This window comes from Oleiphilus sp. HI0066 (genome assembly GCF_001635725.1).
On record NZ_LWFH01001793.1, the window covers coordinates 1 to 988 of the forward strand.

General features: G+C 44.9%; 1 pseudogene. It reads right to left on the minus strand.

Features of this window, described 5'->3' with window-relative positions:
- A pseudogene (locus A3738_RS27880) lies at nucleotides 1-988 on the minus strand (DNA-directed RNA polymerase subunit beta'); the annotation flags it as partial.

Sequence of the window (988 nt, forward strand, 5' to 3'; positions counted from 1 at the left end):
GTAAAGACCAAGAACAACGTCCTGTGATGGAACGATAATCGGCTCTCCATTTGCTGGCGACAAGATGTTGTTGGTAGACATCATTAGAGCACGAGCTTCAAGCTGAGCTTCTAAGGTCAATGGAACGTGTACCGCCATTTGGTCACCATCGAAGTCGGCGTTGTATGCCGCACAAACGAGTGGGTGCAACTGAATTGCTTTACCTTCAATCAGAACTGGCTCAAATGCTTGAATACCAAGACGGTGAAGCGTTGGCGCACGATTTAGCATTACAGGGTGCTCGCGAATCACTTCAGCAAGAATATCCCATACTTCTGCCGTTTCACGCTCAACCATTTTCTTAGCAGCTTTGATCGTTGTAGCAAGGCCACGACTTTCTAACTTCGAGAAGATGAATGGTTTGAATAGCTCAAGTGCCATCTTCTTAGGAAGACCACACTGATGAAGTCGCAGGCTAGGACCAACAACGATTACCGAACGACCAGAATAATCTACACGCTTACCAAGAAGGTTTTGACGGAAACGACCTTGCTTACCTTTGATCATGTCAGCAAGAGATTTCAATGGGCGCTTGTTTGAACCCGTAATCGCGCGACCACGACGACCATTATCAAGCAGTGCATCAACAGATTCTTGAAGCATACGCTTCTCGTTACGAACAATGATATCTGGAGCACTTAACTCAAGTAGACGCTTCAAACGGTTGTTACGGTTGATAACTCGACGATACAAGTCGTTCAAATCAGATGTTGCAAAGCGGCCACCGTCAAGTGGTACTAATGGACGCAAATCTGGTGGAAGAACTGGCAATACATCTAACACCATCCACTCGGGCTTGTTGCCTGAACCGTAGAAAGATTCGATAAGCTTAAGACGCTTAGATAGTTTTTTGATCTTAGTTTCTGAATTAGTCGCTGGAATCTCTTCACGCAAACGATCAATTTCAGACTCAAGATTAATATCTTTAAGAAGAGCTTGGATTGCTTCC